Origin of the sequence: Aeromonas sp. PrichA-15, from assembly GCF_017939245.1 — a bacterium.
Lineage (GTDB): Bacteria > Pseudomonadota > Gammaproteobacteria > Enterobacterales > Aeromonadaceae > Aeromonas > Aeromonas caviae.
The window spans coordinates 21,696-44,028 of record NZ_JAGKRH010000034.1; the positions used below are offsets into that span (position 1 = coordinate 21,696).

The following is a 22,333-nucleotide window of genomic DNA, read 5'->3' on the forward strand; positions in this document are numbered from 1 at the left end:
ACAGAAGGAGAAGAGAAGATGAGAGTCAGTGAGCTGGCAGCGCAAGAGAACGTGAGCTGGCTGATGCCCCCGGCCCGGCGGTTTTACGGGGTCATGATCTGCCTGTTGCTGGCGAGTCTCGCCACTGTGGTGGCCGCCCTCTGGCTGGGATATCCCGACATGGGCCTGCTGCCCTGGGTCGGGGTGGTCTTTGGCGGTATCGTGCTGGTGATGATGGTGTTGCCGCGCAACTGGCAGCGCTGGCGTCTGGCGGAGCTTGCCTGGGATGAACGCCATCTCTATCTGCTCAATGGCGGCGAAGACCGGGCCTTGGCGCTGCCCAGAGCCGTGCTGGTGGGCATGGAGCGGGATCGCAAGGTGGGACACGATGGCCAGTGGCTCGATTTCAGCCTGGATCTCGGGCTGGATGAGGTGACCCTGGCGACGGCCACCAGCCTGCTCGGGTTGTCCCGGGAAGTGACTCACGAAGTGGCTCCCGGGGTCTATCGATTCGGGTTCAAACGTGCCTGGCATGGGCGTCGTGCCCTCGGCACATTGCTGGCCGAACTGCACCCGCTCTGACTATTTTCTCGACAATTCATCCCAATGCTCAGATACTGCCTCTGATTCGATTTGATCTTTCCTGCTCCGATAGCCCAAGAGATCAAGGACTTGGGATACGAAGCTGGAAGTGCCATGGCATGATGCCGTGGCTGGTCCGGCAGGGGGGTTGTGCCCTTACTCCCAGGTCGGTGGATGCATAGATAAGGCACCTTGAATCGAGAGTGGATGGCATGAAGATTTACGTAGGTAATCTGTCGTACCGGATGACGGCCGACGAACTGACAACCGTGTTCAGCCAATTTGGGCAGGTAGACAAGGTCGATATCATCATCGACCGCGATACCGGTCAGTCCAAGGGGTTTGGTTTCATTGAAATGCCGGTCAATGGTGAGGCCGAGAAGGCCATCGCCGAGTTGCACGGCACCGAGGTCGGCGGCCGCACCATCACGGTCAATCAGGCCAAACCGAAGACGGATGCACCCCGTGGTCGCCCCCAGCGCCATCGTTGAATCGTCTCGATAGCGGAAAACGGCATGGAATCCTCCATGCCGTTTTTGTTTTCAGGGTCTGGTGCAGACTCAGGGAACGTCATAACCCAGAGCGGCCTTGCGGATGCGGAACCACTGCTGGCGAGTGAGCTCAATGGACTCGGCTGCCACAGCGGCGGCGATCCGCTCCCGTTTGCCGGAGCCGATGAGGGGCAGCGGCTGACTCGGCAGCATCATCACCCAGGCGTAGACCACCTGCTCCAGACAGTCGGCGCCCACCTCCTGGCGGATCTGCTCGAGTTCCGACCGCAGCGGGGCATATTCGGGGGCATGGAACAGCCGCCCGCCGCCAAGGCAGGACCAGGCCATGGGCTTGATGCGCAGTTGCTGGCATTGATCCAGGGCACCATCCAGCGTCCCCTCCTGATGGAGCGGGGAGATCTCCAGCTGGTTGGTGACCAGGGGGAAGGGCAGGCGGGATTGCAGCAGGGCGAACTGGTGGGGCGTGAAGTTGGAGACCCCGGCGTGCTTGATCTTGCCTGCCTGCTTGAGGGTGATGAAGGCGTCGGCCACCTCGTCGGCGTTCATCAAGGGGTCGGGGCGATGGATCAGCAACAGATCCAGATGATCGGTGCCGAGCTTTTGCAAGGAGGCTTCGGCACTGGCGACGATGTGTCCCTTGCCGGTGTTGTAGTGATTCAGGGCGTGGGCCGGATTGGCGGTGAGGACGATGCCGCACTTGCTGACGATCTCCATGCGATCGCGCAGGGAGGGCTCCAGGCGCAGGGCATGGCCGAAGGCCTCCTCGCACTGGTAGCCGCCGTAGATGTCGGCGTGATCGATGGTGGTGACCCCGAGATCAAGGTGATATTTCATCAGGTCCAGCAGGGCGGCGGGGGAGAGCTGCCACTCCATCAGGCGCCAGTAGCCCATGATGAGGCGGGAAAAGGTGGGGCCTTGCTCGTGCAGGGCCAGACGGGATACGGACATGGTGACTCCTCTGGAGATAACAATGCGAAAAGAAAGGGGCAAAATCATGTGCCAGCATCTTGGTCTCTTCCGGCGGACAAGGCAATAATGCCCCCTTCGCGAATTCGAACTATGGTTCTGACTCCGACGGGTCAAGATCCCGGTGTCAGTGAGAGGAGAAGGGGTGATGGAAGGATTTGCCGCCAGGCTGCAAAGCCTGATCGGGGAGGGGAGTGTGAGCGCCTTTGCCCGCAAGGTGGGGTTGAGTGAAGCCCTGATCCGCAAGTATCTGAAAGGGGCCGAGCCCGGCCTTGGCAAGGCGAACCAGATTGCCATGGGGGCCAACTGCTCGCTGGAGTGGCTCGCCACCGGTTGCGGGTATCTCTATCGTCAGGCCGAGGTGGTGGACAGGGACGCGCTGGTGGCGGCGGGGTCGCTGGTGCAGGAGACCCGTCCGGGAAAGCCCATGCCGGACGAGGAGCAACTGGTGACCCTGCTCGCCTATTACCAGTTCCTGCGCAGCCACAAGCAGGCGGACGGTTTTCTGGACCTGGCCCGGGCGCGGGAGTTTGGGCGCCATCTGGCCGAGGCCTGAGCCTGACGGGTGTTCCCGGCAGTCCGCCATTCTTCTGATACCCTCTAAGCAGTGATCAAATCCAAGGACACGCAGATGAGCTATCTGATCCTGGGCAGTGGCGGGTTGGGCAGTGCGCTGGCACGGGAGCTGGCCAGACGGGGCGAAGAGTGGTTGCTGGCGGGCAGGCAACTGCCCAGGGGGCTGGATCCCGCCTGCTACTTTCCGCTGCAGGAGGTGGACCCGCTCTCCTTTGAGGCCCTCTTCACCCTCTATGACAGCACCACCTTGCCGACGGTGGTGATCAACACAATAGGCCTGCTCCATGATCTTGCCCACATGCCGGAGCGGCGGGTGGAGGAGGTGACCCCCCAATGGCTCGAAGAGAGTCTGCTGGCCAATGCCTGGCCCCACCTGGCCCTTGGTGTCAACCTCAGCCGGCGCATGATGCCCCAGAGCACGCTCTGGCTCTGCACCCTCTCGGATCGGGCGGGATGCCTGGAGGAGGGGGGCCAGGAGGCCATGTGCCACTACAGCTACCGCATGAGCAAGGCCGCCCTCAACATGGGATCCCGGATCCTGGCGGGTGAGTGGGCCGGACGTTTTCCCGGCGCCGGTGTCATCACCGTGCATCCCGGCCTCATGAATACCCCCATGCAGCAACCTTTTCTTCAGGAGATGGATCCCGCCCTGCTGCAGGATCCCGCCGAGGTCGCCGTCCGCCTGCTGGATCTGATGGCCACACTGACGCCCGCGCACTCGGGCCGTTTCGTGGATCTGCAGGGTCAGTCGCTGCCCTGGTGAGCCGCCGGGCTCACATTCCCGCTTGCCGTTTCTTGCCAGCCGGGTGTCGGCTGGTTAATGTCATCGTCCTGCATCAGGAGGATGACATGCGCTATATCGATTTACGAAGTGATACCGTGACCCAACCCACGGAAGCCATGCGCCAGAGCATGCTGCATGCCGAGGTGGGAGACGATGTCTATGGGGAAGATCCCAGCATCAATGCGCTGGAGCGCCGCGGCGCCGAACTGCTTGGCAAGGAGGCGGCCCTGTTCGTGCCCTCCGGCACCATGTCCAACCTGCTGGCCATGATGAGTCACTGCCAGCGTGGGGAAGGGGCCGTGCTGGGGGCGGCCTCCCACATTTATCGCTACGAGGCCCAGGGTTCTGCCGTGCTGGGCTCGGTGGCCCTGCAATCCGTCCCCATGCAGGCGGACGGCACCCTGGCCATCGAGGATGTGCGGGGGGCCATCGCTCCCGATGATCCCCATTTCGTCCAGACGCACCTCGTCTGCCTGGAAAATACCCATAACGGCAAGGTGCTGCCATTGACCTACCTGCGCGCCATGCGCGAATTCGTCGACGAGAAGGGGCTGAAGCTGCACCTGGACGGGGCTCGCCTCTTCAATGCGGTGGTGGCGAGCGGGGAACCGGTGGCCGCCATCGCGGCGCCTTTTGACAGCATCTCCGTCTGCCTCTCCAAGGGACTGGGAGCACCGGTGGGTTCCCTGCTGGTGGGATCGGCTGCGTTCATCGCCCGCGCCAGACGGCTGCGCAAGATGCTGGGGGGCGGCATGCGCCAGGGAGGGATCCTGGCCCAGGCCGCCCTGTTCGCGCTGGATCAGCACGTTGCCCGGCTGGCGGATGATCATCGCCGCGCTAGGCGTCTGGCAGAGGGGCTGGCCGCCTTGCCAGGCATCGCACTCAACTTGGGGGAGGTGCAGACCAACATGGTATTCCTGCGCCTGACCCAGGGAGATCCCGCCACCTTGCTGGGTTTCATGAAGGAGCGCGGTATTCTCTTCTCCGGCTACGGGGAGCTCAGGCTGGTGACCCACCTGCAGATCACCGACGATGACATCGACGAGGTGATCGACGCCTTCACCGAGTACCTGAGTGGCTGACGCCATTCCCCATCGCAACAACAAGGGCGCCATCGGGCGCCCTTGTTGTCATGGCAGGGTCGGTCATCCCTGGCGCTGGCCGGTGATCAGCATGGCCTCGTCGGTGGCGTCATAGATCATGATGGCCAGGTGGGTGACCTCTCCGGCGAAGTCGGCCAGCGGCACCAGGGTCAGGTTCTGGTACATGTAGGGGGCCGATCCCGTGATGGGGCGGTAGTTGGAGAAGCGCAACAGGTAGGGGCGCTGCTCCCAGGTGCTGAAGGCACGGTTGTTGAGCTTGAACACCATGTTGGCCTTGCGCTCGAACCAGGCCTTGTCCACATCGGGGAAGAGCGAGAACAGCCCTTGATCGCGCACCTCGCCTGCCAGCCGGCCGCTGTGACTCTCCATGAAGCCGTTCCACACCTGGATCCGGTACTCCCTGTCGAGCACGACCAGCCCCACGTCCAGATTCTGGACGATGTTCATCAGCCAATGAAATTCCCGAATGTCCATGGTCACTCCTGGTGGTTGCTGCCGCGGTGCGGTCACAGCATGTGCATGATCTTGTTGTTCATGGTGGCGATGGAATCTTCGGTAAACAGCAGCAAGAGATCGCACTGCACCGCATAGCCCTGCACCCGATAGTTGATCTCGATGGCCAGAGTGCGGCGCCAGCGGCTCTGGTTGGTCCGAATGAGATCCTGAATAGGCCTGTGCTGGCCCAGCACCACGGGGTGACCCTGGCTAAAAGGGGTGTCGAGCTGGTTGGCGTAGCCGCGCAGGAAGGCACCGATCAGCACGTTGGCGGTGTCCATCAGCAGTTCCAGCTCGGCGCCGTGATCCAGCTCCCCCTGATGGTTCATCAGGCGGGCCAGGTCCTGGAAGCTGGCATCGTGGAACAGCAGCAGGGCCTCCCCGGCGATCCCGGCCCCGATGAAGCCCTGACAGACCGCGGAGAGAGTCTCCGACTCGGCGGCGGCCGAAAGCGCCATGTGCAGCTCGGAGACCTCCAGCACGTTGACGTTGGGGATGGGGAGCAGCACGAAGGCGCCGAGCAGGCGGGCCAGCAGATCCGCCCCCTGGCCCATGGCGACGTTGGCCAGCTCCTGATAGACATCCCGCAGCTCGGGGGTGAACTGGATGCTGCTCTGGGCAGCCTGGTGGCTGGCGACGGGCTGGGGCTGGATGGCCGTCACCTGGGTGGCCGATTGCCACAGACCGTGGCGCTTGAGCAGGGCAAGGAGGGTGTCCGGGGAGGCCGGTTTCTTGATGAAATCGAGCGCGCCAAGAGCCATGACACGCTCATGGGCTTCCGGCTGGATGTCGCCGGAGACCACGATCACCTTGCTGCGCACCCCCTCTCGCTTGAGGGTCTCGAGCACGCCATAACCGTCCATCTCCGGCATGGTGAGATCGAGAAAGATCAGGTCCCCGTGCCCCATCAGGATCTGCTCGACCCCTTCCAATCCGTCCGCGGCCTGGTGCAAGGTGACACCCCAATCGGCGGGCAGGGCGCGCACCAGCTGTTTGCGCGCGAACCCGGAGTCATCACATATCAATACATTCATAGTGTTAGCCGACCTGTGCAACGAGGATTGCGCTAAGTGTGGGTCATCAGCCGTCAGATGCAACGGGCAGCGGCTGCGCCGGTGAAAATTGATCGTTCTGCTGGCGGGTACGATAGCGCTCGGAGTGCTTCTCGACGAAATCGGCGAACATCTTAACACGCAACGGGGTGAACCGGGGCTGACAATGGAGCATGTAGAAGGGACGTTTTCCCGACTGCCAGTCAGGCAGGACGGGGACGAGCTGACCATCTTGCAGGAAGGGGTGCACATAGTGCTGCGGGGCGTTGACGATGCCGAGGTGGCGCTGGGCTGCTCGTACGGCGGCCTGGGTCTGGTCGATGCAAAGGCGAGGTGTGCGCTTGATGCAGACCGTCTGTTCGTCCCGCCCGTTCAGTTGCCAGTGCTGATGGGGCCAGCAGTAGATGAGATCGTGCTCTTCCAGCTGGGTCGGGTGGGAGGGCACACCCATCTTCTCCAGATAGAGGGGGGAGGCGAACAGACCGTACTGGATGTGACCCAGACAGAGGGCGTTGGGCAGGGTCTGGGGAAGCTCGCCGTTGAAAAAGACCAGGTCCCTGTCCTGATCCGCCTGGAGGGCATGATCGTTGGACTGGCGGATGTCGAACTGTACCCCGGGATAGCGCAGGCCGAAGTCCACCAGCATGTCGACCAGGATGGTGTTGGAGAGGGCGATGGGGGCCGCCAGGCGGATGAGGCCGCTGATGTCCGTCTCCTCACCCCGGATTTCGCCGGTGGCCTGCTCTATTTCCGCAAGGGGGGTACAGAGGCGCTCGTAATAGCGCAGCCCTTCGTCGGTGAGACGCAGCTTGCGGGTGGATCTGTGCAGCAGGCTGCATCCGAGCTGCTCTTCCAGTTGGGAGATACGTCGACTGATGGTGCCTGTCGGCATGCCCAGCGCAGCGGCGGCGTGGGAGAAACCGCCCTCTTGCACCACCTTGACGAACAGATAGAACTCTTCGATGTACTTCATAAGCGGTTTTAGGAGGTGTTCTGGCTGTAACAAGCCAGTGACCTTATGAAGAGTCACCGGGCTTGGCAAGCGCAATCCGGCGTTTAATTGATCTGGATTAGATTCGACTCGCGCTGGTATTGCTGGAGCAGATGGACGAAATCTTCCGGGGATCTGTCCAGGCTGTTGTCGGGCACCAGCAGATCGTACCCTAGCAGATCCCGCAGCCGTGCCATGCGGTTGCCGAGCATGGCGATCACCCCCTCATAGCGCTGGCCGGCGGGTGAGCAGAAGCGGCTCTCCTCCAGCAGTCCCTCTCCCAGGAGCCCACTGCCGCACCCTCCGGTCGGGCAGTCGGAGCGCTCGCTTCGCATGGCCTGCATCAGCACGGCGCGCTGCTCGGTGAGCAGACGGACGGCGAGCCGGGGTGTGATCAGCGTCAAAAAAGCGTCGTAATCCTTTATTTTCAAACCGATGTAGGGCAGCTCCACCAGATCCCACCCCAAATGGATACGTGGTTGGTCAATTCGCTGAATATTTCTCCATTTTAGGATCCAGCCGCCGTACTTGTGATGGTATTGCAGGCAGTCCTGACACAAAGAGAGACTAAAATGAGGCTCACCCAGTTTCCAAGCCCCGACAAGAATTGTCATCAGGCCCGCCAGGAGGAGGGAAATGGCGGGGATTAGTAGTTGTTCACGAAGAAAAAAAAGTATAAAAATCATAGCAATGGTTATCACCATGCCCAACAATACCAGTGTGAGTCCATTTCTTCTTACCATGGGGATCACATGTAGCGTTTTCATATGATTTCGGCCTTTTTTCATCCGTTTGTTATCCGATTATGGGCCGGAACGGATTTTGTACCAGCGCGAATGCTCCTGTCAGGGGGCGCAAGCGACTGGTTCGACCATGAGCTTTCAGCATGAATCATCACTCAACATGAATACGCTAGACGAACGCCTGCTCACCGTGATGGATGTCCTCCACACGCCGGTCTGGGTCTATGACATCCAGCGTCATCATATTTACTGGGCCAACGATGCTGCCCTCGGGCTCTGGGAGGCGAGCTCCCTGGCCGAGCTGAAGTCCCGGGATTTCTCCGCCGACATGGCCGCCGCCATCGATCTGCTGCTGCAGCGCTATCTCGGCGATTTCCAGCAGGAGCGCAGTTACAACGAGTGGTGGACCCTCTCACCCAAGGGGGTCAAGAAGCAGGTCTATTTGCGTCTTTCCGGGATCCAGCTTGCCGGACGGCAGATGATGATGGCGGAAGCGGTCATCGATGCCGACACCCTCTATCAGGAGTCCTCCCTCGCCACTGGCGACACCCTGGCCTGTCTCTTTGACAACGAGGGGCGCCTCGAGAGCGGCAACCATCACTTCGACATGTGCTTTGGCACCGGCATTCTGACGCTGCCCCAGATCTTCTCCGGTGCGGACGAGGCCTTCTATCGTCGCCTCTCCCGTCTGGACGAAGTGGTGGCTGAAGGGGAGTGTCGCACCCAGAAGGGGATGCGCTGGTTCCAGTACCAGTTTCGCCATATCCAGCAGGGGGCACGGATCCTGCTGACCATGCGGGACATCACGGATCGCAAGCTCGAAGAGCTGGAGCATCGCCACCTGGCCTGGCACGACTCCCTCACTGGGCTGCTCAACCGCTACGGCCTGATGAAATCCCTGGAAGCCTATTGCGGCCTCGGGGGGCGCTTTGCCCTGGTGTTCATGGATCTGGACAACTTCAAGCTGGTCAATGACAACTACGGCCACAAGGCCGGGGATCGCCTGCTGGAGCGGGTCGCCGGACGGCTCAAGCAGATCTGCCCGCGGGACGTGGAGCTGGCGCGCCTTGGCGGGGATGAGTTCACCGCCCTGGTGCCCCTCAACCAGGCGAGCGATCGGGCCCAGGAGGTGGCGGATCTCATGCTCTCCCAGATGAGCAAGCCACTGCAGCTGAGTGGTGTCCCCGAGGTCACCATCGGCGGCAGCATCGGCATCGCCATCTACCCGGACGACGCGGATGATGGCGACAATCTCATCACCCGTGCCGACATGGCCATGTACCAGGCCAAGCAGATGGGGCGGCTTCGCTGGCAGCGCTTCACCCCCAGCATGCAGCAAAGCCTGCATCGCAAGCTGACCCTCAAGCAGTTTCTGGCCAAGGCCGTCGGTCGGGGGGAGCTCAGCCTGCGCTATCAGCCCCAGGTGGATGTGGCGCAAGGTCGGGTCATCGGTTTCGAGGCCTTGGTACGCTGGTACAATCCCGTGCTTGGCCATGTGTCGCCGGCGGAGTTCATTCCGCTGGCCGAAGAGATGGGGCTCATCCGGGAAATCGGAAGCTGGGTGCTTTCCACCGCATTGGCCCAGATGGGGGAGTGGCAGCGACAGGACGGGGTGAGGGTGCCGGTGTCGGTCAATCTCTCGGGCTTTCAGCTCTCTGCCAGTTTGCCGGAGCTGGTGGCCCAACTGCTCGAGGCATTCTCGGTGGAGGCGGCACTGCTGACCCTGGAGCTGACCGAGACGGTGCTGATGCTGGACATGAAGGGGTGCATCGAGATCCTCGACGCCCTGAGCGAGCAGGGGATCAAGATCGCCATCGACGACTTCGGGACGGGCTACTCCTCCCTGGCCTACCTCAACCGGTTGCCCATCGACACCATCAAGCTGGACCGCTCCTTCGTGGTGGGGCTCAACCTGCCGGTGATCCGGGCGACGGTGGCCATGGCCACCAGTCTGGGGCTCGGGATCCTGGCGGAAGGGGTGGAGGAGGAGCACGAGCTCGCGGCCCTGCAGACCCAGGGTTGCCATGTCTTCCAGGGATTTCTGTTCAGCCGTCCCATGACACCGGAAGAGGTGGCGGCGGCGGGGTTCGCAGTACAGTGCCGGCTGGGCCGCTATCCCCTCGCAAACCATTGAGAAAGTTGTCGATAAATGTGCGGCATCTCCCATTTATGAAGTGCGAGATGCCAAATTAAACATAATTAATCGAATTTTTGTCTCATATCATGGGATCCATTAGACGTTATCGCTAGTATGCGCGCTCATTCCTTGGTAATGGAGTATCACCATAATGAGTCAAGCTGCAGTGAACGAGCGTCCGGCCCCTCCCAACGGCTGGTTGAACCGCTTTCTGAACGGGGTGGAGAAGGCGGGCAACAAGCTGCCGGATCCCGCCATGCTCTTCCTCTATGCCTTGCTGATCGTCTGGGTCGGCTCCTGGATAGGCTCCCAGTTCTCCTTCGATCTGGTCAATCCCCGCACCGGAGAGGCCGTGGTCATCAACAACCTGTTGACCGGGGCAGGGCTGGCGGACTTTCTCGCCAGCATGGTCACCACGTTCACCGGGTTTGCTCCCCTTGGCATCGTGCTGGTGGCCATGCTGGGGGTAGGGGTGGCTGAACAGTCCGGTATCATCAACACCGGGCTCAAGAAGCTGCTCAAGGTGACGCCGGCGCGCTTTCTGACCCCCATGCTGATCCTGGTGGCCATCGTCAGCCATACCGCCGCCGATGCGGGCTATGTGCTGGTGATCCCCATTGGCGGCATCATCTTCCATGCGGCGGGTCGTCACCCGCTGGCGGGGATTGCCGCGGCCTTTGCCGGGGTTTCCGGCGGGTTTGCCGCCAACTTCCTGCCCTCCGGCGGGGATGCGCTGCTTCAGGGGTTCACCCAGTCTGCAGCCCAGTTATTCGACCCTGACTACATGGTCAACACCCTGTGCAATATCATCTTCACCGGCGCTTCTTCCTTGCTGATCATCTGCGTGGGCTGGTTTGTCACCGAGAAGATTGTCGAGCCGCGCCTCAAGCAAGTGCCCCTCAACGAGGATCTGGAGAGCGCCGACGAGATGGGTCGTTACAGCGCGCAGGAGAGCCGGGCCTTCAACTGGGCCGGGTTCGCCATGCTGGCGGCCGTGGTGCTGCTGGGGCTGGCGCTGGCCCCCGGCGACTCGCCGATGCGGGCACCGGACGGTTCCCTCACCACCTTCGCCGCACCGGTGATGAAGTCCATCGTGCCCCTCATTTTCCTGCTCTTCATCCTGCCCGGGATCGTCTACGGCTTTGTCGCCGGCAGCTTCAAGAGCGGCAAGGATGTGATCGACGCCATGTCGGCCACCATGAACAAGATGGGCTCCTACATGGTGATGGCCTTCTTCTGCGCCCTCTTCATCAAGGCGTTCGGGGATTCCAACCTCGGTACCCTGCTGGCGCTCTCCGGTGCCGAGGTGCTTCACGCCCTGGCGCTGCCGGGAGAGGTGACCATCGTCGGCATCATACTGCTGACGGCCACCGTCAACCTGGTGGTGGGCTCGGCCTCCGCCAAGTGGGCCCTCATTAGCCCCATCCTGGTGCCCATGCTGATGGCGGTGGGGATCTCGCCCGAGCTGACTCAGGCCGCGTATCGGGTGGGGGATTCCGCCTCCAACATCATCACCCCGCTGATGGTCTTCTTCCCCCTGGTGGTGGTCTATTGCCAGCAGTATGTGAAGAGCACAGGCATCGGCACCCTGGTCTCCATGATGCTGCCTTACTCCCTGGCCTTCCTGGTGAGCTGGACGGGCTTCCTGCTGATCTACTGGGCGCTGGGGTTCCCGCTTGGGTTGCAGGCCCCCTATGTCTATCCTGTCCCTTGAGGGTGACGGGGGGCCTTGGGCCCCCCGCTTTTTTTGGGTAGAGTGTGACCTTCATTCCGGAGGTACCATGAACCCGACCATCGATCTCATTCTTTCCCATCGCTCCATTCGCCAGTTCACCCCAGAGCCCGTCAGCGCAGAGCAGCTGGATCAGATCCTGAGCGCCGCCCAGAGCGCCGCGAGCTCCAGCTTCCTCCAGGCCAACAGCATCATCCGGGTTACCGACAAGGGGTTGCGGGCCACCCTGGCGGAGCTGGCAGGCCATCAGGCCTATGTGGTCGAAGCGGCGGAGTTTCTGGTGTTTTGCGCCGACTACCATCGTCACAGCCAGATAGTGCCGGAGGCCCGCACCGGCTTTGTGGAGCAACTCATGATCGGGGCCATCGACGGCGCCCTGATGGCGCAAAATGCCTTGCTGGCGGCCCAGTCACTTGGGCTGGGGGGGGTCTATATCGGCGGCATTCGCAACAATCCTGCCGAGGTGAGCGAGGTGCTGGGTCTGCCCCATCAGGTGATACCGCTGTTTGGCCTCTGCCTGGGCCATCCCGCCCAGCGGCCGGAGCAAAAACCGCGGCTGCCCCGGGCGCTGGTGGTGCACGAGAACCGCTATCCTGCCACCCTGGACCGCGCCCTGCTGGCCCGGTACGACGGGCAGATCCACGACTACTACCAGGCCCGCAGCAGCAACAACAAGGATCAGACCTGGAGCGGGCAGATCAGGGGGATCCTGGGCAAGGAGGCGAGGCCCTTCATGCTGGGATTCCTGCAGTCGAAGGGTTTTTGCCTCAAGTAATGGGGGCGGCGGGCGATATGGAGCATGACGCACCGGATGCGGTCACCGCCTGCGAGCGTTCTTGTGAGGCAATACGGGATCTGGGCGCTACCCTATGAGGCTAAGCTGTTGTAGGATCTCGCAATTGGATTGGGACTGGAGTGTGAACACCCTATGATTTTAACCCTGATATTGCTGTCAATCGGCGCACTCCTGTTTCTGGTCATCGCCTATAACGTGGTGCAGCAATACAAGCAGAAGGCCGAATCGGACAAGCGCCAGGCCATTGCCCGTCACAAGGCGGTGGCAGACGAGACCGAAGAGGTGTTGCTGAACGTCAACCTGGTGCCCTTTTCCAAAAACATGGTGCTGCTGTTGCAACACCGGATCCTGGATGCCTACCGCGCCATCGCGCTGGTGATGCCCAATGCGCAGGTCAAGCAGCGCATCGCCGATGTCCAGCTTCAGATCAAGAATGTGCAGGAGAACTACAGCAGCCAGGACGAGGGGCATTTCAAGACGCCGGAGTCCGACCGCCAGGCCATCCAGATGCTGCAACTGGCCAAGAAGATGCGGGCCGTGCTGCGGGTCGAGCACAACAAGGGCAAGATAGATCCCCAGGGCTTTGCCCAGGAGGATCGCCGCCTCGAGCTGATGCAGCTCAAGATCAACATCGCCAACCTGCTCAAGCGGGCCATGGATGCCCAGATCCAGGGGCAGTACGGCACCTGCCGCCAGCTCTACACCAAGGGGCTGGGGGCGCTGGCCAATGTCACCGACAAGGATCCCTACCTGCTGGCGCGGGAAGAGGACATGCGTCAGGGGATGCGCCAGCTGGAAGAACACCTGCAGCAGCACAGCGAGAAGGAGCTGCAAAACATCAAGGACAAAGAGACGGACGAACTGGACGTCCTGTTCCAACCGAAGAAGAAATGGTGATCATGTCACATCCCCTGGATTCCACACTGGGGCCCATGGCCCCATTTGTTTGTCAACTGCTCACGGAAATGCATGCCGTCATGGGAGTCAATGACTCCCCCGTGGTGGATCACCTCTGCTACCGCGCCGCCACCCTGCCGGAATATCTGGAGTTGAAAGCGGTGCTGGCCGCCCACGGAGTCTTGCTGGTGGAGGGGATGATAGGCGGTCGTCCCATCGCCACCTATCGCCTGCACCAGCCCGTCTGCTGGGAGCAGGTGACCGTCCCCTGCATCGAACTGGCCGCCCCCAAGGCGGGCCGAAGCCATCAGGTCGGGCTCGAACATATCGAGCTGGTGGTGCCCTCGCTCACGGCCTTGGTGGCGACGCATCCCGATGTCCCCTTCAAGACCGGCAACATCGATGACGGACGCAATCCGGATATAGGATTGATGCTGCCCTCTGGGCAGATCAAGTTTCATCTGCGCCCGCTTGAGGAGGTGATCGACGAAGAGCTCTGTACCGGCGCCGTGGTGCCGGTACCGGCGGACTATTATGACGGTCTGTGAGGGGAGGGCCCGTTGACGGGAGCCTGACCCTGTGGCGTCAACGTACAAGCGGGCGCCACACGTCCTTTCAAGTGACCGAGCCAGAGGCTCAACCCCGCGGTGATCATCAACACCAGCTCGATGCCGAGCACCAGACCCCAGAGCCCCCCCTGCTCCCAGAAGGGATGCAGATAAAGCCCGCCCAGACTGGCTCCCAGGTAGTACCCCACCAGATAGAGCGACGAGGCGAGCGCCCGGTTGTGCTCCACGTGCTGGCCGACCCAGGCGCTGGCACAGGCGTGGGCGAGGAAGAAGCCGAAGCTCGAGACAAGCAATCCCCCGATGATGGCGACAAGGCTCCCCTGCAACAGGGCCAGGCTGCCGAGTGCCATCAAGGTTATTCCCGCCAGCAGCAGACGATGTGCTCCCCAGCGATGGGCCCCGCGGCCGCTCAGTGAAGAGGCGACGGTGCCGGTGAGGTAGGTCAGAAACAGCATGCCGAGCCACTGGGGCGGCAGGGAGAAGGGGGCCTTGGCCAGCAGGAAGGTGAGATAGCTGTACTGGTTCAGGAAGACCATGAAGTTGAGACCGCCGATGAGATAGGCCCCCACCAGCAGGGGATTGCCAAGGTGACTCTGGATGGCGCGGCGCAGTTGCCCAGGCGCTGCCTCCACGGCCACGAAGCAGCGCTGGGCGGGCAGCAGCCAGATGACCAGTGGCAGCAGGGCGAGGCTGATGACCCCGATACCGAGGAAGGTGTGCTGCCAGTCACCAAACCAGCCAGCCAGCAGACCGCCGACCACCCGGCCCGCGATGCCCCCCAGGGAGTTGGCGGCGATATAGACGCCGACGGCTACGATGAGGGCACGTTTGCTGAACTCTTCCCCCATGTAGGCAATGGCGGTGGCGGGCAGCCCTGCCAGCAGGACGCCTTGCAGGATGCGCAGGCTCACCAGCACATCAAAGTGGGTGACCCAGGGGATGCACAGGGAGAGCAGGATGGCGGCCGCCAGGGTCCACAGCATGATCCGCCGCCGTCCGAACCGATCAGCCAGACGGGCACAGACGAGCAGGGAACCTGCAAGCCCTGCGGTACAGCCTGCCAGCGTCCAGCTGGCGGACAGGGCGCTGACCGAGAAAACCTCTGCCAGGAGCGGCAGCAGGGGATGGGTCTGGTAGAGATTGAGGAATACCAGGAAGGAACCCAGGCTGAGGGCCAGGGTGGCGCGTATCCATTCGCGACTGCCTACTTCGATCATATGGAGTTGTCCCGACGACTTTTGTGCAGGGTAGTGCGACGAAACGTATAAATATAATATATTTAAGTTATCACCCTGATAAATTAAATTGATATGGATCTGAAACAGCTCGGATACCTGCTGGCGGTGCGCGATGCCGGCTCCTTCACCAGGGCGGCCCAGGGGCTGAACGTGGCCCAGCCTGCCGTCAGCATGGCCATCGCCAAGCTGGAGCAGCAGCTCGATCTGCGGCTGTTTGACCGGCAGGACCGCAGCGTGCGCCTCACCCCGGAGGGAGAGGTCCTCTGTCGCCACGCCGAACGGCTGCTGCGCCAGATGCACCAGGCCGAGGCCGAGATGGCCGAGCTCAAGGGGCTGGAGCGGGGGGAGGTGCGCATCGGCATCCCCTACATGATGGGATCCTATTACTTCCCGCCAATCCTGATGGCGTTCAAGCATCGCTACCCCGGCTTGAAGATCCGGGTGGAGGAGGCGGGCACCCGGGAGCTGCTCAGCCGCATGGTGGATGGCAGTCTGGATCTCGCCATCCTCATCACCAGCGATCTGCCACCGGCCCTCGAGGGGGCGCAACTGCTGCGGGAAGAGATGCTGATGGTGGTGGGGGAGGAGCACCCGCTGCGCGGCGCTGAGTCGGTCTCGCTGCCACAGTTCTTCGGCCAGGAGCTCGCCATGTTCCGGCGAGGCTTCTACCACAGGGAACACATGGAGGTGTTGGCGCAGGGGCTGGGGGTAGAGCCTGACATCGCGTTCGAAAGCAATCTCATCCCGCTGCTCAAGGCGGTGGTGCGTCAGGGATTCGCCGTGACCACCTTCCTGCGCATGGCGCTGGAAGAGGAGCCGGCCCTCACCGGCATCCCTTTTTCACCCCCTATCTTCCTGGATCTCTGCGTCGCCTGGCGACGGGGGGATCCGCTCTCCATGGCGAACCGGGCGTTGCGGGATTTTTTGCTGGCGCAAGGGGATGCGTCTCATCATTGTGCTACAGATACTGAATGATTGAGTGGTATCACCAATAAAAACGCCTCCAATCTGGAGGCGTATGCTGAAAAGGTGGATGCAACCTTATTTCTTGAACAGGTGATCCAGCTTGTTTGCCTTGGTGGAGAGATAAAACTCGTTGTGGGGATTGCGACCTTCCTGAAGGGGCACGCGCTCCGCCACGGGGATGCCAAAGGATTCCATCGCCTTCAACTTGCGCGGGTTGTTGGTCATCAGGCGCAGGGACCTGACCTCGAGCGCCTTGAGCATGTCGGCGCAGATGGTGTAGTCGCGCATGTCGGCGGCAAAGCCAAGCGCCACGTTGGCCTCCACGGTATCGGCCCCCTGATCCTGCAGATGATAGGCCCGGATCTTGTTGAGCAAGCCGATGCCTCGCCCTTCCTGACGGACATACAGCAGGACGCCGCGGCCCGCCTTGGCGATGTTTTCCAGCGCGGCCTGCAATTGGAAGCCGCAGTCACAACGCAGACTGAACAGGGCATCCCCGGTCAGACACTCGGAATGAATGCGTCCCAGCACGGGTTCGCCGTCTGCGATATCGCCCATCACCAGCGCGGCATGATCCTTGCCCGTGCCGGTTTCCTGAAAACCAACCAGCGTGAAAGTGCCCCAGGGGGTCGGCAACTTGGATTTGGCCACGAGGGTAACGCTGCTCATATGGTTGCTCCTGACTACAGCTGCTTAAAAAAGGGCGGCCAGTTTAGCGCGCATTGTCCGGAACAACCATAAGAACAAAACCTTGCGTGAGAAGTGGGTTAACCCGATTGGTCAGAATAGGTGCAATCACGACGACTTTTGCGCAATTGTGTGCCCTGACAACTGCCAGCGACGGCGCATTCGGGTATAATCGGCGCCCATTAACCCATCCCGACAGGGATGTGTGCAACCAGTCAAGATGCCGAGTGCGCAGGAGAAACGTTATGGCTCAGATGGCCCCCGTGATGACTATTGATGGCCCAAGTGGAGCAGGAAAAGGCACCTTGTGCCAGTTGCTGGCTGAAAAACTGGGCTGGCACCTGCTCGATTCCGGTGCCATCTACCGGGTGCTCTCCCTGGCAGCCCTGCATCACGATGTGGAGCTCGATTCCGAAGCCGCATTGGTTCCCCTGGCCGCCAATCTGGATGTGCAATTCCAGGTAGAAGGGGAGCTGGTCAAGGTGATCCTCGAAGGGGAGGATGTTTCCCGCACCATTCGTACTGAAGAAGTGGGCAACGCGGCCAGCAAAATCGCGGCGTTTCCCCGGGTACGTGAAGCCCTGCTGCGCCGTCAGCGTGCATTTCGCCAAGCCCCCGGTCTCATCGCCGACGGTCGCGACATGGGTACAGTGGTTTTCCCCGAGGCGAATGTGAAGATTTTCCTCGACGCCAGCGCCGAGGAGCGGGCCCAGCGCCGCTATAAGCAGTTGCAAGATAAGGGCTTTGATGTTAACTTTGAGCGTCTTTTAACCGAGATTCGGGAACGTGACGATCGCGACAGAAATCGCGCCGTCGCTCCCCTGAAACCCGCGGAAGATGCTCTTGTTGTAGACTCAACGTCCATGACCATAGATGAAGTGCTGGCAACGGTGCTTGCCTATGCAGAGCAACAACTTGGTGATGTCAGCGCAAACTGATGTCAGTCGTCTGCACCAAGGATGGCGCAGATAATTTAAAACAACCCCGCTTGTGCCGGATTGCAAGTGGATGTTTCATTTGTGACATAAACAATGATCGAATCTTTTGCTCAACTCTTTGAAGAGTCCCTGAACGCCGTTGAAACCCGTCAAGGTTCCATCGTCAAGGGCACTGTCGTTGCTATCGAGAACGGTTTCGTACTGGTTGATGCCGGTCTGAAATCCGAGTCTGCTATCCCGGCTGAAGAATTCAAGAACGCCATGGGCGAGCTGGAAATCAACGTAGGTGACTCCGTTGACGTGGCTCTGGACTCTATCGAAGATGGTTTCGGCGAAACCAAGCTGTCCCGCGAAAAAGCCAAGCGCCACGAAGCCTGGCTGCAGCTTGAAAAAGCTTACGAAGAGCAAGCTACCGTTATCGGTATCATCAACGGCAAGGTCAAGGGTGGTTTCACCGTTGAACTGAATGGCATCCGTGCCTTCCTGCCGGGTTCTCTGGTTGACGTGCGTCCGATCCGTGACACCGCTCACCTGGAAAACAAAGAACTCGAGTTCAAAGTCATCAAGCTGGACCAGAAGCGCAACAACGTTGTTGTTTCCCGTCGTGCCGTGATCGAGACCGAGAACACCTCCGAGCGTGAAAGCCTGCTGGCCAACCTGCAAGAAGGTCAAGAAGTTAAGGGTATCGTCAAGAACCTGACCGACTACGGTGCATTCGTAGATCTGGGCGGTGTTGACGGCCTGCTGCACATCACCGACATGGCGTGGAAGCGCGTTAAGCATCCTTCCGAAATCGTCAACGTTGGCGACGAGATCGCTGTCAAGGTTCTGAAGTTCGACCGCGAGCGTACCCGTGTATCCCTGGGCCTGAAGCAGCTGGGCGAAGATCCCTGGGTTGCTATCGCCAAGCGTTACCCGGAAACCACCCGTCTGTCTGGCCGCGTGACCAACCTGACCGACTACGGCTGCTTCGTTGAAATCGAAGAAGGCGTGGAAGGCCTGGTACACGTATCCGAGATGGATTGGACCAACAAGAACATCCACCCGTCCAAGGTTGTCAACGTTGGCGACGTGGTTGACGTGATGGTTCTGGACATCGACGAAGAGCGTCGTCGTATCTCCCTGGGTCTGAAGCAGTGCAAATCCAACCCGTGGCAGCTGTTTGCCGAAACTCACGCCAAGGGCGACCGTGTTTCCGGCAAGATCAAGTCCATCACTGACTTCGGTATCTTCATTGGTCTGGATGGCGGCATCGACGGCCTGGTTCACCTGTCTGACATCTCCTGGAACAACCAGGGCGAAGAAGCCGTGCGTGAATTCAAGAAGGGCGACGAGATCGAAGCCGTTGTTCTGCAAGTGGACCCGGAGCGTGAGCGCATCTCCCTGGGCGTCAAGCAGATCGAAGAAGACCCGTTCAATAAGTACCTGTCTGACAACAAGAAAGGTGCTATTGTGAAGGGCAAGGTTACCGAGGTTGATGCCAAGGGTGCCGTGATCGAACTGGCTGACGGCGTAGAAGGCTACCTGCGTGCCTCCGACGCTGCTCGTGACCGCGTAGAAGACGCCACTCTGGTGCTGTCTGTTGGTGACGAAGTTGAAGCCAAATTCATGGGCGTTGATCGCAAGAACCGTACCGTAAGCCTGTCTGTCCGTGCCAAGGACGAGGCTGACGAGCGTGTTGCCATCGACAGCCTGAACCAACAAGAAGAAGTTGTGTTCAGCAATGCCATGATGGAAGCGTTCAAAGCCGCCAAGGGTGAGTAATCCTTGATGCAAGAAAAGGGCGGCATTGCGCCGCCCTTTTTTATCTTGGCAAAATGATTATTGCATGTGATCGGGGAAGGAGATTTAACCTTATGACCAAATCAGATCTCATCGAACAACTGGCAGCCAGCCGCATGCATATGCCGGCCAAGGATGTCGAAGCCGCTATCAAGGAGATCCTTGAGCAGATGGCATCGACCTTGCAAAACGGCGACCGGATTGAAATCCGAGGATTTGGCAGTTTCTCGCTGCACTATCGTGCGCCCCGCGTGGGTCGCAACCCCAAGACCGGGGACAAGGTTGAACTGACCGGGAAATATGTCCCGCACTTCAAACCTGGCAAAGAGTTGCGCGAACGCGTCAACATCATCGAATAATGCAGAAAACGGCATACCTGAGTATGCCTTTTTCATTTTTATGGCCTGGAGTCTGCCCGTTGTCGGGTTTCTCACACTCTTTTCCCATTCGCGCTAGAGTCTGCCTGTGATTTTAAGGATAATCAGTCACTCATTCGCTACAGACAGGGAGCTCCCATGAAGCGTATCTTGGCCCTCATTCCACTGGTGCTGGTGTTTGTCCTGACCCTTGCCATCGGTTCTCAAAATGGTCAGCTGGTGCAGTTCAACTACCTGATTGCCCAGGGGGAGTTCTCGCTCTCCATGTTGCTGGGGTTCTTCTTCGCCGGCGGTTTTCTGCTGGGCTGGCTGGTATTTGGTCTGCTGTTCCTGCGTCTCAAGCTGCAAAATCGCACCCTGAACCGAACCATGCGTCGTCAATCTCGCGAGTTGGAGCTTGCCCGGTCGACAACCAAGGAATAATGTCCCTCGATGCTTGAACTGCTTTTCCTGCTGTTGCCCATCGCCGCCGGTTATGGCTGGTACATGGGCCGCAGGAGTGTTCGCCAGGACACCCAGCAACAGAGTAACCAGTTTTCCCGCCAGTACGTGGCGGGCCTCAACTATTTGCTCTCTGACGAGTCGGACAAGGCGGTGGATCTCTTTATCCAGCTGCTGGAAGTCGACAGCGAAACCATCGAAACCCACCTCTCCCTCGGCAACCTGTTCCGTCAACGGGGCGAGGTCGATCGTGCCATCAAGATCCACCAGAACCTGGTCGCCCGTCAGCTGACCCGTGAGCAGCGTCAGCTTGCCTTGCAGGAGCTGGCCCGTGACTTTCTGGCTGCCGGCTTGCTCGATCGGGCCGAAGCACTCTGGAAAGAGCTGTGTGATGACAGCGATTTCGAAGAGACGGCTCTGGCACAGCTCCTGATCATTCATCAGCAGTTGCGTGACTGGGACAATGCCATCGCCGTGGCGGTGCGTCTGCAGAAATTCCAGGGCAAGAAGCTGGCCGAGCCCATATCCCACTTCTATTGCGAACAGGCGGAGAGTGCCTTGCGCGATGGCGACAAGCCTGCGGGCATCGCCAAGCTCAAGCGTGCGCTCGGTGCGCACCCGGCCTGTGCCCGCGCCAGCTTGCGGCTGGCCGATCTGGCGATGGAGGAGGGCAGGTTCGAGGATGCGGCCAAGGAGCTCCTGCGGGTGTTCGAGCAGGATATCGACTTTGCCTCCGAAGCCATGCCAAAACTGCTCGAATGCTATCGCCAGCTTGGTCGCAGCCAGGAGCTGATCCCGCTGCTTGAAAAAGCGGTAGAGGATCATGCGGGGGTCAGCGTGACCCTGGCCCTGGCCAATCTGGTGGAGGCCCGCGATGGGTTGAGCCAGGCCCGGGCCCTGGTGCTGCGCCAACTGCGTCGCCACCCCTCCATGAAGGGCTTCTATCAGCTGGTCGGTTTCCAGTTGGCCAGTGCCGAGGAGGGGCCTGCCAAGGAGAGCCTGGAGCTGCTGCAACAGCTGGTCGGTGAGCAGATCAAGATCAAGTCGACCCACAAGTGCCGTCAGTGCGGCTTTGCCACCCATTCGCTGTTCTGGCAATGCCCTTCCTGCCGGCAGTGGGGCACCATCAAGCCGATCCGAGGGCTGGATGGGGAGTAAACGCCAGCGAGGCCAACACGCCCGGGCGAGCACGGATACCCAAGAATTTCAGATGCCAGCGTGCAACCGGGCCCCTGCTCTGCTGCGCCTGGCTGTGGCATAACAATCCATAGGAAGTGACATGCAAGACCCCAAAGTACTGGTCGCGCTGGATTATCAGCACGAAGCCGACGCCTTTGCCTTCATTGAGCAGATCTCACCGGCCCAGTGCCGCCTCAAAGTAGGCAAGGAGATGTTTACCCTGTTTGGTCCCCAGTTCGTTCGTCAACTGGTGGCCAAGGGGTTCGACGTCTTCCTGGATCTGAAATTTCACGACATTCCCAACACCGTCGCCAAGGCGGTGGCGGCCAGTGCGGAGCTGGGCGTCTGGATGGTGAATGTCCATGCCAGCGGTGGTGAACGCATGATGCGTGCCGCCAGAGAGGCGTTGCTGCCATACGGGGACAAGGCGCCCCTGCTCATCGGGGTAACCGTACTGACCAGCATGGAGCAGTCCGACATGGCGCCCCTGGGTCTGGATGTGACGCCGGCAGAACAGGTGATCCGCCTGGCCACCCTTGCCAAGGCGGCCGGGCTGGATGGTGTGGTCTGCTCCGCGGAAGAGGCGAGTGTGCTGAAGGGGCTGCTGGGAGCCGAATTCAAGCTGGTGACGCCGGGCATTCGTCCGAGCGGATCGGCTGCCGGTGATCAGCGCCGCGTCATGACGCCGCTGGCAGCGGTGGAGGCGGGGGCGGATTATCTGGTGATCGGCCGTCCTATCACCCAGTCCTCGGATCCCGCCGCCGTGCTTGGGGCGATCAATGCCGAGCTTTGCCGGTAACGGCGTAATGGG

General features: G+C 60.7%; 24 protein-coding genes. 17 read left to right on the top strand and 7 right to left on the bottom strand.

Annotation, left to right across the window (positions count from 1 at the left end):
* Nucleotides 1-18: 18 nt before the first annotated feature.
* Nucleotides 19-561 carry a hypothetical protein gene (locus J9889_RS06655; protein ID WP_203764981.1) on the top strand — a complete coding sequence of 181 codons (543 nt, stop codon included), beginning with the start codon at nt 19-21 and terminating at the stop codon, nt 559-561.
* A 212-nt stretch (nt 562-773) separates the two neighbouring features.
* Nucleotides 774-1,052, top strand: coding sequence for an RNA-binding protein (locus J9889_RS06660; RefSeq protein ID WP_029314670.1), 279 nt, complete (start codon nt 774-776; stop codon nt 1,050-1,052).
* Nucleotides 1,053-1,121: 69 nt separating this feature from the next.
* On the opposite strand, the gene J9889_RS06665 is transcribed toward J9889_RS06660, so the two are convergent.
* Nucleotides 1,122-2,021: an aldo/keto reductase family oxidoreductase gene (locus tag J9889_RS06665; RefSeq protein ID WP_203764982.1), complete on the bottom strand. Its 900-nt coding sequence runs from the start codon at nt 2,019-2,021 to the stop codon at nt 1,122-1,124.
* A gap of 166 nt (nt 2,022-2,187) precedes the next feature.
* On the opposite strand from J9889_RS06665, the gene J9889_RS06670 reads away from it, so the two are divergent.
* The 3 genes from J9889_RS06670 to ltaE all read left to right on the top strand — a co-directional run bounded on the left by J9889_RS06670 (nt 2,188) and on the right by ltaE (nt 4,481).
* Nucleotides 2,188-2,595, top strand: a complete 408-nt coding sequence (locus tag J9889_RS06670) for an XRE family transcriptional regulator (RefSeq protein ID WP_203764983.1) — start codon at nt 2,188-2,190, stop codon at nt 2,593-2,595.
* A gap of 75 nt (nt 2,596-2,670) precedes the next feature.
* On the top strand, nt 2,671-3,378 hold the full coding sequence (locus tag J9889_RS06675; protein WP_052816458.1) for a short-chain dehydrogenase: 708 nt from the start codon (nt 2,671-2,673) through the stop codon (nt 3,376-3,378).
* 86 nt (nt 3,379-3,464) lie between these two features.
* Nucleotides 3,465-4,481 carry a low-specificity L-threonine aldolase gene (ltaE, locus tag J9889_RS06680; RefSeq protein ID WP_210556172.1) on the top strand — a complete coding sequence of 339 codons (1,017 nt, stop codon included), beginning with the start codon at nt 3,465-3,467 and terminating at the stop codon, nt 4,479-4,481.
* A gap of 63 nt (nt 4,482-4,544) precedes the next feature.
* Here ltaE and J9889_RS06685 read toward each other — a convergent pair whose 3' ends face one another.
* From J9889_RS06685 to J9889_RS06700, 4 genes are all read right to left on the bottom strand, one after another.
* Nucleotides 4,545-4,976 carry a PAS domain-containing protein gene (locus J9889_RS06685; protein WP_039038700.1) on the bottom strand — a complete coding sequence of 144 codons (432 nt, stop codon included), beginning with the start codon at nt 4,974-4,976 and terminating at the stop codon, nt 4,545-4,547.
* Between the two features lie 32 nt (nt 4,977-5,008).
* Nucleotides 5,009-6,031, bottom strand: a complete 1,023-nt coding sequence (locus J9889_RS06690) for a response regulator (RefSeq protein WP_041211557.1) — start codon at nt 6,029-6,031, stop codon at nt 5,009-5,011.
* Between the two features lie 46 nt (nt 6,032-6,077).
* The gene (locus tag J9889_RS06695) at nt 6,078-7,022 is read right to left on the bottom strand and encodes a LysR family transcriptional regulator (RefSeq protein WP_171865345.1); all 945 of its coding nucleotides are present in this window, start codon (nt 7,020-7,022) and stop codon (nt 6,078-6,080) included.
* Nucleotides 7,023-7,105: 83 nt separating this feature from the next.
* Entirely contained in the window at nt 7,106-7,828 is a 723-nt protein-coding gene (locus tag J9889_RS06700) for a DUF2982 domain-containing protein (RefSeq protein ID WP_323948392.1), read from the bottom strand.
* Nucleotides 7,829-7,976: 148 nt separating this feature from the next.
* On the opposite strand from J9889_RS06700, the gene J9889_RS06705 reads away from it, so the two are divergent.
* The 5 genes from J9889_RS06705 to J9889_RS06725 all read left to right on the top strand — a co-directional run bounded on the left by J9889_RS06705 (nt 7,977) and on the right by J9889_RS06725 (nt 13,893).
* A complete protein-coding gene (locus J9889_RS06705) occupies nt 7,977-9,917 on the top strand; it encodes an EAL domain-containing protein (RefSeq protein ID WP_039038812.1) in 1,941 nt (646 codons plus the stop codon).
* 154 nt (nt 9,918-10,071) lie between these two features.
* Nucleotides 10,072-11,634: an AbgT family transporter gene (locus J9889_RS06710; protein WP_210556173.1), complete on the top strand. Its 1,563-nt coding sequence runs from the start codon at nt 10,072-10,074 to the stop codon at nt 11,632-11,634.
* A gap of 67 nt (nt 11,635-11,701) precedes the next feature.
* Nucleotides 11,702-12,427, top strand: coding sequence for an oxygen-insensitive NADPH nitroreductase (nfsA, locus tag J9889_RS06715; protein ID WP_010675008.1), 726 nt, complete (start codon nt 11,702-11,704; stop codon nt 12,425-12,427).
* Between the two features lie 153 nt (nt 12,428-12,580).
* Nucleotides 12,581-13,345 (top strand): hypothetical protein, encoded by a 765-nt coding sequence (locus J9889_RS06720; protein ID WP_010675007.1) that lies wholly within the window; start codon nt 12,581-12,583, stop codon nt 13,343-13,345.
* On the top strand, nt 13,339-13,893 hold the full coding sequence (locus J9889_RS06725; protein WP_160837237.1) for a VOC family protein: 555 nt from the start codon (nt 13,339-13,341) through the stop codon (nt 13,891-13,893). Before J9889_RS06720 ends, J9889_RS06725 begins: the two co-directional genes overlap by 7 nt.
* On the opposite strand, the gene J9889_RS06730 is transcribed toward J9889_RS06725, so the two are convergent.
* On the bottom strand, nt 13,878-15,131 hold the full coding sequence (locus tag J9889_RS06730; protein ID WP_210556174.1) for an MFS transporter: 1,254 nt from the start codon (nt 15,129-15,131) through the stop codon (nt 13,878-13,880). The genes J9889_RS06725 and J9889_RS06730 overlap by 16 nt on opposite strands.
* Nucleotides 15,132-15,224: 93 nt before the next feature.
* On the opposite strand from J9889_RS06730, the gene J9889_RS06735 reads away from it, so the two are divergent.
* Nucleotides 15,225-16,127: a LysR family transcriptional regulator gene (locus tag J9889_RS06735; RefSeq protein WP_160837233.1), complete on the top strand. Its 903-nt coding sequence runs from the start codon at nt 15,225-15,227 to the stop codon at nt 16,125-16,127.
* Between the two features lie 66 nt (nt 16,128-16,193).
* Here the strand turns inward: J9889_RS06735 and ribA are convergent, their stop codons facing one another.
* Nucleotides 16,194-16,787 carry a GTP cyclohydrolase II gene (gene ribA, locus J9889_RS06740; RefSeq protein ID WP_039038692.1) on the bottom strand — a complete coding sequence of 198 codons (594 nt, stop codon included), beginning with the start codon at nt 16,785-16,787 and terminating at the stop codon, nt 16,194-16,196.
* Between the two features lie 263 nt (nt 16,788-17,050).
* Between ribA and cmk the strand changes: the two genes are divergently transcribed.
* From cmk to pyrF, 6 genes are all read left to right on the top strand, one after another.
* A complete protein-coding gene (gene cmk, locus J9889_RS06745; RefSeq protein WP_042016625.1) occupies nt 17,051-17,743 on the top strand; it encodes a (d)CMP kinase in 693 nt (230 codons plus the stop codon).
* 93 nt (nt 17,744-17,836) lie between these two features.
* Nucleotides 17,837-19,507, top strand: coding sequence for a 30S ribosomal protein S1 (gene rpsA, locus J9889_RS06750; protein ID WP_010675001.1), 1,671 nt, complete (start codon nt 17,837-17,839; stop codon nt 19,505-19,507).
* Between the two features lie 92 nt (nt 19,508-19,599).
* Entirely contained in the window at nt 19,600-19,884 is a 285-nt protein-coding gene (gene ihfB / locus J9889_RS06755; protein ID WP_005299934.1) for an integration host factor subunit beta, read from the top strand.
* Nucleotides 19,885-20,040: 156 nt separating this feature from the next.
* Nucleotides 20,041-20,325 carry a lipopolysaccharide assembly protein LapA domain-containing protein gene (locus J9889_RS06760; protein ID WP_010675000.1) on the top strand — a complete coding sequence of 95 codons (285 nt, stop codon included), beginning with the start codon at nt 20,041-20,043 and terminating at the stop codon, nt 20,323-20,325.
* 9 nt (nt 20,326-20,334) lie between these two features.
* Nucleotides 20,335-21,501, top strand: a complete 1,167-nt coding sequence (gene lapB, locus J9889_RS06765; RefSeq protein WP_010674999.1) for a lipopolysaccharide assembly protein LapB — start codon at nt 20,335-20,337, stop codon at nt 21,499-21,501.
* A gap of 121 nt (nt 21,502-21,622) precedes the next feature.
* A complete protein-coding gene (gene pyrF / locus J9889_RS06770) occupies nt 21,623-22,321 on the top strand; it encodes an orotidine-5'-phosphate decarboxylase (RefSeq protein WP_010674998.1) in 699 nt (232 codons plus the stop codon).
* Nucleotides 22,322-22,333: the final 12 nt, after the last annotated feature.